This is a genomic window from Longimicrobiales bacterium, from assembly GCA_035764935.1.
In the GTDB taxonomy this organism is placed as follows: Bacteria; Gemmatimonadota; Gemmatimonadetes; order Longimicrobiales; family RSA9; genus DASTYK01.
The window spans coordinates 23,732-31,904 of record DASTYK010000155.1 but is presented as its reverse complement, the minus strand read 5'-3'; the positions used below and the strand labels follow the sequence as shown (position 1 = coordinate 31,904).

General features: G+C 69.4%; 9 protein-coding genes. All 9 read left to right on the top strand.

The genetic code is table 11. The features are described from left to right. Nucleotides 1–260: 260 nt before the first annotated feature. The 9 genes from VFU06_13490 (at nucleotide 261) to VFU06_13450 (ending at nucleotide 8,135) form a co-directional block, all read left to right on the top strand. Nucleotides 261–1,472 carry an acetyl-CoA C-acetyltransferase gene (locus VFU06_13490; protein HEU5210400.1) on the top strand — a complete coding sequence of 404 codons (1,212 nt, stop codon included), beginning with the start codon at nucleotides 261–263 and terminating at the stop codon, nucleotides 1,470–1,472. A gap of 37 nt (nucleotides 1,473–1,509) precedes the next feature. Further along, nucleotides 1,510–2,106: a biotin transporter BioY gene (locus tag VFU06_13485; protein ID HEU5210399.1), complete on the top strand. Its 597-nt coding sequence runs from the start codon at nucleotides 1,510–1,512 to the stop codon at nucleotides 2,104–2,106. A gap of 33 nt (nucleotides 2,107–2,139) precedes the next feature. Further along, nucleotides 2,140–3,123, top strand: coding sequence for a type II CAAX endopeptidase family protein (locus VFU06_13480; protein HEU5210398.1), 984 nt, complete (start codon nucleotides 2,140–2,142; stop codon nucleotides 3,121–3,123). Continuing rightward, a complete protein-coding gene (locus VFU06_13475; GenBank protein HEU5210397.1) occupies nucleotides 3,116–3,970 on the top strand; it encodes a 3-hydroxybutyryl-CoA dehydrogenase in 855 nt (284 codons plus the stop codon). Before VFU06_13480 ends, VFU06_13475 begins: the two co-directional genes overlap by 8 nt. A 56-nt stretch (nucleotides 3,971–4,026) precedes the next feature. After that, complete coding sequence (locus tag VFU06_13470) at nucleotides 4,027–5,070, top strand: acyl-CoA dehydrogenase family protein (GenBank protein HEU5210396.1); 1,044 nt, start codon at nucleotides 4,027–4,029, stop codon at nucleotides 5,068–5,070. Nucleotides 5,071–5,115: 45 nt separating this feature from the next. Beyond that, nucleotides 5,116–6,171, top strand: coding sequence for a Glu/Leu/Phe/Val dehydrogenase (locus VFU06_13465; protein ID HEU5210395.1), 1,056 nt, complete (start codon nucleotides 5,116–5,118; stop codon nucleotides 6,169–6,171). 12 nt (nucleotides 6,172–6,183) lie between these two features. Beyond that, the gene (glyA, locus tag VFU06_13460; GenBank protein ID HEU5210394.1) at nucleotides 6,184–7,461 is read left to right on the top strand and encodes a serine hydroxymethyltransferase; all 1,278 of its coding nucleotides are present in this window, start codon (nucleotides 6,184–6,186) and stop codon (nucleotides 7,459–7,461) included. Nucleotides 7,462–7,484: 23 nt separating this feature from the next. After that, nucleotides 7,485–7,847 (top strand): Minf_1886 family protein, encoded by a 363-nt coding sequence (locus VFU06_13455; GenBank protein HEU5210393.1) that lies wholly within the window; start codon nucleotides 7,485–7,487, stop codon nucleotides 7,845–7,847. A gap of 141 nt (nucleotides 7,848–7,988) precedes the next feature. Further along, nucleotides 7,989–8,135, top strand: coding sequence for a hypothetical protein (locus VFU06_13450; GenBank protein ID HEU5210392.1), 147 nt, complete (start codon nucleotides 7,989–7,991; stop codon nucleotides 8,133–8,135). Nucleotides 8,136–8,173 lie beyond the last annotated feature (38 nt).

The following is an 8,173-nucleotide window of genomic DNA, read 5'->3' as shown; positions in this document are numbered from 1 at the left end:
CCGCGCAGGCCGATCCAGGCGTCCCGGCCGTCGCCCCGCCCCCCACCCGCAGTCGCAACCCGAAGTTCCCCCGCCCCGCGAGCAACGCGAAGCACTCCCACCCCCCACCGCCCATAACCCGCCGTTCAATACGAAGTCCGCTGGCCCGACCTTCCCCATCTCCCTATAATCCGACGCTGTCCCAGCCCCCGGCCCCCGGCCCAGGGCCCCGGGCCCGCATTTCGAACCAGGACAAGAATTCAAAGCAGGAGCCCATAGACATGGCCGACCCGCAGCGCACCGCCGTCATTGTCGGCGCGGCCCGCACCCCGATCGGTCGCTTTCTCGGCGGACTTTCCGGCCTGAAGGCGCCCGAGCTCGGCTCGATCGCGATTCGCGCCGCACTGGAGCGCAGCAACGTCGAGCGGAGCGACATCGAGGACGTGATCCTGGGCAACGTCGTGTCGGCGGGGCTGGGCCAGGCGCCCGCCCGCCAGGCGGCGCTCCGGGGCGGCGTGCCCGACACGGTCGGCGCGATGACGGTGAGCCGCGTGTGCGGCTCGGGTCTGCAGGCGGTGATGCTGGCGGCGCAGGCGATCCGCGCGGGGGACGCGCAGGTCATGGTCGCGGGCGGCATGGAGTCGATGTCCAACGCGCCGTACTACCTGTTCGGCCACCGCAGCGGCGTGAAGTTCGGCGACCAGCAGCTGGTCGACGGGCTGATCAGCGACGGGCTCTACTGCGCGTTCGATTCCTGCCACATGGGTGGCCACGCGGAGTACACCGCGAACAAGGCGGGCATCTCGCGCGAGGACGCCGACGAGTTCTCGCTGCAGTCGCACCGCAAGGCGATCGACGCGATCGACGGCGGCCGCTTCCGGGAAGAGATCGTTCCTGTCGAGATCAAGGGTCGCAAGGGCACGACGACGGTGGATACGGACGAGCCGCCGCGGCGCGACACGTCGCTGGAGTCGCTGGCCGCACTGAAGCCCGCGTTCACGCGCGACATGCCGAAGGACATCACGGAGCCGGTCGTCACGGCGGGCAATGCGCCCGGCCTGAACGACGGCGCCGCCGCGGTCGTGGTGACGAGCGAGGCGTATGCGCAGGCGCACGGCCTGACGATCCTGGGTCGCATCAACGCCTACTCGACCGGCGCGGTCGCGCCGCGCGACCTGTTCTTCGCGCCGGTGCGCGCCGTGCGCCGCGTGATGGAGAAGGAAGGCACGAAGATCGGCGATTACGACCTGATCGAGGCGAACGAGGCGTTTGCCGTGCAGGCGCTCGCCGATGGCCGCGAGCTGGGCTGGGACTTCGATCGCGTCAACGTGAACGGCGGCGCCGTTGCGCTCGGCCATCCGATCGGTGCGTCGGGCACGCGCATCCTGGTCACACTGCTGCATGCACTGAAGCAGCGCGACGCGCAGCGCGGAATCGCCACGCTGTGCCTGGGCGGCGGTGACGCCGTCGCGCTGTCGGTCGAGCGCGTCTGACGCGCACACGAGACGTCAAACGGAACCGGGAAATACGATGACGCAGATTCTCCTGACCGCCCGCCGCGCCGCCGCTCTCGAGGTGGTGCCGAACCGGAACGCGCGCCGCGTGTTCGCGGTCGCCGTGTTCGTGATGCTGACGGCGCTGGGCGCGTACGCCGCGGTGCCAATGCCCGGCAGTGCAGTGCCGGTGACGCTGCAGACGCTCTTCGTCTCGCTTGCGGGTGTGCTGCTCGGCGCGCGCCTTGGTGCGGTCGCGATGACGACCTACGTGCTGATCGGCCTGATGGGTGCGCCGGTCTTCTCGCTCGGCTTCGGCGGGCCTGCCGTGCTGCTCGGGCCGACCGGCGGTTACCTGCTCGCGTTCCCGCTGGCGGCTGCGGTGACCGGCATGCTCGCACCGCGCCGTGATGCGACGTCGCCGCTCGCGACGCTCCGGCTCGGCGTCGCGATCCTGCTCGGCACGTTCGTCGTGTTTGCCGGCGGCTTCGCGCAGCTCGCGCTGCTGCTCGGCGATCCGTTGCGCGCGTTCGCCGTCGGCGTCGTGCCGTTCCTCATCGGCGACGTCGTCAAGACACTGCTCGCGCTACTCATTGCGCGGCGGCTGCGTAACCGGACCCTCGGGCTGCTCTAGGCAGCCCGGGGGTTCGCAGCTTTCGGACGTCGCATGCTGAACGGCCGTGTGAGCGGAGGCCTGGCGCGCATCGCCCTGTTCGTCGTGCTCTTCATGGTGCTCTCGATTCTGCTCGCCGGCGTTCTCGCCGGCGCGGGGATCAGCCTGGAGGGGCGCGAGCGGCTGCTCGCGACGTCGATCGCACTGCTCGCGGCCGTGGTGGTCGGTGCGGCATTGCTCCACTGGCTGGATGACCGGAGCCCGGCCGCGCTCGGCTTCCCGCTGAATGCTGCCGGTGCGAAGGAGCTGGGGCTCGGCACCGGCATTGGCGTGGCCGGTCTCGCGATCGCGGCCGTCGTGCTGCTCGCACTCGGCAAGCTCGCCTACGGTCCGGACGGCGGCGCGGCCGGCACCTGGGTGACCATCGTCGCAGGAGACTTCGCGCTGTTCCTGGTCGCGGCCGCGTCCGAGGAAGCGATGTTCCGCGGCTACCCGTTCCAGGTCATGGCGCAGCGCTTCGGTCCCGCGGTCGCGACGGTGGTGACGAGCATCGCGTTCGCGTTTGCGCACGGGCAGAACCCGAACGTCACGGTGTTCGGACTCGTCAACATCTTCCTGGCCGGCGTGCTGCTCGCGATCGCCTACCTGAAGACGCTCAGTCTCTGGTTCGCGACCGGTGTGCACGTCGGCTGGAACTGGGCGATGGCGTCGCTCTTCGATCTGCCCGTGAGCGGGATCCCCTGGTTCGACACGCCGCTCTACGAGCCGGTGGTGGGCACGCCGGCATGGCTGACCGGCGGCGCGTTCGGCCCCGAAGCAGGCCTCGTCGGCACGATCGGCTTCGGCCTCGCGCTTCTGGCCGTGCTCAGGCTGCGCAGCGTGCGGATCGCGGAGTCGACGAGCGCGCTCCGGCCGCTGGCGCTCGCGAACGCAACGCCGAACGGATGGAACACCGCGGACGGCGGAAACATCACGCCAGCGACGTACGACGACAGAGTGGAAAGCAGCACGGGTGAGGGAGGCAGAACGGATGGCTGAACCGATGCGCGCCGCGGTGGTCGGTGCGGGCACGATGGGCAACGGCATTGCGCACGTGTTCGCGCAGCAGGGCTACCCCGTCACGCTGATCGACGTGAGTCGCGAGCAGCTCGCGAAGGCGCAGCAGACGATCGACGCGAACCTGGACCGGCAGGTGAAGAAGGGGAAGCTGGATGCTGCCGCGAAGGACGCGACGCTCGCCCGGCTCAGCGTCGACAACCGCATGGACGGCGCGGCCGGCTGCGGCATCGTCGTCGAGGCGGTGCCGGAGAACGCGGACCTGAAGCGCACCATCCTGACCGGCCTCGACGAGGTTGCGCCGAACGCGATCCTGGCGTCCAACACGTCCTCGATCTCGATCACGGAGCTCGCCCGGCACGTCGCGCACCCCGAGCGCGTGATCGGGATGCACTTCATGAATCCGGTGCCGGTCATGCAGCTCGTCGAGGTGATCCGCGGACTGCAGACGTCGGAGGAAACGACGCACACGGTGATGGAGCTGGCGCGCGCGCTCGGCAAGACGCCCGTCGAGGTCAACGACTTCCCCGGCTTCGTGTCGAACCGCGTGCTCATGCCGATGATCAACGAGGCCGTCTACTGCCTGATGGAAGGCGTGGCCGTGCCGGACGCGATCGACACCGTCATGAAGCTCGGCATGAACCACCCGATGGGCCCGCTCGCACTTGCCGACCTGATCGGCCTCGACACCTGCCAGAACATTCTCGAGGTGCTGCACCGCGATCTCGGCGACGACAAGTACCGCCCCTGTCCGCTGCTGAAGAAGTACGTCGCCGCAGGCTGGCTCGGTCGCAAGACGGGCCGCGGCTTCTACCGCTACGATGCCTGAGCACGAATGAGCGCACACCACCCCGGAAAGCGCCGCGTGTCGGGCGAGGAGCACCGATGATCGAGCTGAGCGAGATCCGCAGCCTCGCGCGCGACTTCGCGCAGGCGGAGCTGCGTCCGGGCGTGGAGCAGTGGGACCACGACGCTGCCCTGGGCGAAGCCGTGCTGCCGCAGCTCGCCGAGCTCGGCTTCCTGGGCATGCTCATCTCCGAGGACGACGGCGGCGCCGGCTTCGAGATGCCCGCGTTCGTCGCGGCGCTCGAGGAGATCGCGTGGGGCGAGCCCGCGACTGCGCTGCTCGTGCTCGTGCAGCAGGTGGTCGCCCGCGGGCTCGGCACATCGCCCGGCGACGTGCGCGGTCGCTGGCTGACCGGCATTGCCGGCGGCGAGCTGCGCGGCTGCTACGCGATGGGCGACGACGTCGCGCTGCATGCGTCGCGGGACGGCGACGCGTGGCGCATCAGCGGCTCCGCGCCCTTCGTGCTGCATGCCGGCGATGGCGCCAGCGTCGCGCTCGTGCGTGCATCGACAGACGAGGGCACCGGCACATTCGCGGTCACACTGGACGATGGTGCAGCGTTCGGCGAGCGCGTCGACACGCTCGGCCTGCGCCCGCTGCACGTCTCGCCACTGGTGCTCGAGGCCGCGGCTGCGGTACGACTCGACGACGCGGCGTATCGCGCTGCCTCGCATACCGGCCGGCTCGGCGTTGCGGCCATTGCGCTCGGCATCGCGCAGGCCGCGCTCGACCACGCACTCGGCTACGCGGCCGAGCGCGAGCAGTTCCGGACGAAGCTGCGCGAGTTCGATGCGATCCGCTTCAAGCTCGCCGACATGGCGACGTCGATCGCCGCGTCGCGCGCGCTGCTGCTGGAGGCGGCTCAGGGGGATTCGCTCACCGCGGCGGCCATGGCCAAGGTACTGGCCAGCCGCACCGCGATGCAGGTCACGACCGAGGCAGTGCAGATCTTTGGCGGCTACGGCTACATGCGCGACTATCCGGTCGAGAAGCTGATGCGGGACGCGCGCGCGATGGGGCTGATCCAGGGTGCGGACGAGCACCTCCGCCTCGAGATCGCGACGGCACTCTACGACGATTAACCGCCGGGCCGACGTCGGCCCGTTTACGCTGTGACGAGGAGAATCATGGAAATCTTCGAGGCGATGGGCGAGTACGAGCACGAGCAGCTCGTCTTCTGCTACGAGCCGAGCATCGGCTACAAGGGCATCATCGCGATCCACGACACCACGCTCGGCCCTGCGCTCGGCGGCACGCGCTTCTGGAACTACGCGACGGAGGAGGAGGCCATCGTCGACGCGCTGCGCCTCGCGCGCGGCATGACGTACAAGGCTGCGGTCGCGGGCCTGAACCTGGGCGGCGGCAAGGCGGTCATGATCGGCGACAACCGCACGACCAGGCGCGAGCTGATCTTCCGCGCTCACGGCCGGTTCGTCGAGTCGCTCGGCGGGCGCTACATCACGGCAGAGGACGTCGGCACCAGCGTCGAGGACATGAGCTACGTCGAGATGGAGACCAGCCACGTGACGGGCCTCGCCGGCGGTCTCGGCGACCCGTCGCCGGTCACCGCGTGGGGCGTGTTCCGCGGCGTGCAGGCGGCGGCCAGGCAGAAGCTCGGCTCCGACGACCTCGAGGGTGTCACCGTCGCGGTGCAGGGGCTCGGCCATGTCGGCCGCTACCTGTGCGGCTACCTGCACGACGTCGGCGCGAAGCTGATCGTAACGGACATCGATCAGCAGCGGGTGCAGAGCGTCGTCGACGAGCTGGGCGCGAAGCCCGTTGCTCCTGACGAGATCTACGGTGTCGATGCACAGGTCTTCTCGCCGTGCGCGCTCGGTGCGATCGTCAATGACAAGACGATCCCGCAGTTCCGCTTCGAGGTGATCGCCGGCGCCGCGAACAACCAGCTCCGGGAGGAGCGTCACGGGGACGTTCTCACGGAGAAGGGCATCCTCTATGCACCCGACTACGTGATCAACGCCGGCGGCCTGATCAACGTCTATGGTGAGATCAACGGCTGGGACGCGGAGCGCGCCAAGCGCAAGGCGGGCGAGATCTACCAGACGCTCGCGGACCTCTTCGAGATCGCGGCAGAGCAGGGGCTGCCGACCTACGAGGCGGCCGATCGCCTGGCCGAGCGTCGCATCGAGCAGGTCGGCAAGCTGCAGCGAACCTGGGTCTGAGGCAGAAACGAAATGATGAACGAGCTCCGGCAGCAGGACCCCGCGGTCTTCGATGCGATCGTGAACGAGGCGAACCGCCAGCACGCGTCGCTCGAGCTGATCGCGTCGGAGAACTTCACGTCGACTGCGGTGCTCGAAGCGGCCGGCACGGTCCTCACGAACAAGTACGCGGAGGGCTACCCCGGCAAGCGCTACTACGGCGGCTGCGAGCACGTCGACGTCGTCGAGACGCTGGCGATCGAGCGTGCGAAGGAGCTGTTCGGCGCGGAGCACGCGAACGTGCAGCCCCATTCCGGCGCCCAGGCCAACATGGCCGCGTACCTCGCGACCATGAACCCCGGTGACACGCTGCTCGGCATGAACCTGTCGCACGGCGGTCACCTGACGCACGGCTCGCCCGTGAACTTCAGTGGGCAGATCTACCGCGCGGTGGCGTACGGCGTCGGCGCGGACGGGCTGATCGACTACGACGGGATGCGCGACATCGCGCGCCGCGAGCGGCCGAAGGTCATCGTCGCCGGGGCCAGCGCGTATCCGCGTATCATCGATTTCGCCGCATTCGCCGAAGTCGCGCGCGAGGTCGACGCCGTGTTCCTGGTCGACATGGCGCACATCGCGGGGCTGGTCGCCGGCGGCGCGCACCCCAGTCCGGTGCCCCACGCCGACATCGTGACGTCGACGACCCACAAGACGCTGCGCGGCCCGCGCAGCGGCTTCATCCTGAGCCGTGAGCCGTTCGCGAAGCCGATCGACAAGCAGGTCTTCCCGGGCATGCAGGGCGGGCCGCTCATGCACATCATCGCGGCCAAGGCCGTGGCGTTCGGCGAGGCGCTGGAGCCGGCGTTCCGCGAGTACGCGCATGCGGTGGTCGCCAACGCAAAGGCGCTCGCCGAGGCACTCATGGCGCGCGGCTTCGACCTGGTCAGCGGCGGCACCGACAACCACCTGCTGCTGCTCGACCTGACCAGCCACCCGGAGCTGACCGGCAAGCTGGCCGAGGAAGCGCTGGAGCGCGCCGGCATCACGACCAACAAGAACACCGTGCCCGGTGAGCAGCGCTCACCCTTCGTCACCTCCGGCGTCCGCATCGGTACTGCCGCGCTCACGACGCGCGGGATGGGCACCGCCGAGATGCAGCGCGTCGGCAACCTGATCGCCGACGTGCTCGGGGCCCCCGAGGACGAGACGGTCGCGGAGCAGGTGCGCCGCGGCGTGGCGGAGCTGGCCGAGGCATTCCCGCTCTACGAGGCCTTCCGACGCCAGCACCAGCTCACGGAGCGCGGCGCCTGAGCCGGGCGGCCGCAGGAAGAAGCATGGACGGAATCGTACTCGACGACGCGCTGGTTGACCGGCTGCGGGAGCGCTCTCCGCAGTTCCACGAAAGCGCGTATGTGTTCGTGCTCGCTGCACTGCACTACGTGATCTCGGGGCTGCCCGCGGCGCGCCACATCTCGGGCCGGGAGCTGGCCGAGGGGGTGCGGGACCTCGCCCTCGAGCGCTTCGGGCCCATGGCCCGGACCGTCCTCGAGCACTGGGGAATCAGCGCCACCGATCACGTCGGCGACATCGTTTTCGCCCTGGTCGACGTCGGCGTCCTCATCAAGCAGGACGAGGACGGGCCCGAGGACTTCCACCGGGTCTACGACTTCGACGAGGCGTTCGAGCATCACTGGTGAGGGGCCACAGGCCGCTTTGGAACGTGCTTTGCACTAGGCCCGCGCGGGAGCAGCGGGTCCTGCCTGTTCGGGGAGGGGTTGAAGATGTCAGCGGAGATGCCCGTACAGTTCCCGCAGTGTCGCAAGTGCGACCGCGGGAGCATGCTGCCGTTGTCAGACTACGGGAGGGATGGAGCGCCGATCACGTTCAAGGCGTGGGTCTGTTCGAACCCGGATTGCGGGTTCAATATCCGCATCGACAACGGCGAGATCAGCTTCGGCCGCACCATCGGCCAGAGCTACAAGTAGGACACCACGGCGCGCATTCAGCGCGCACCGACAGCACG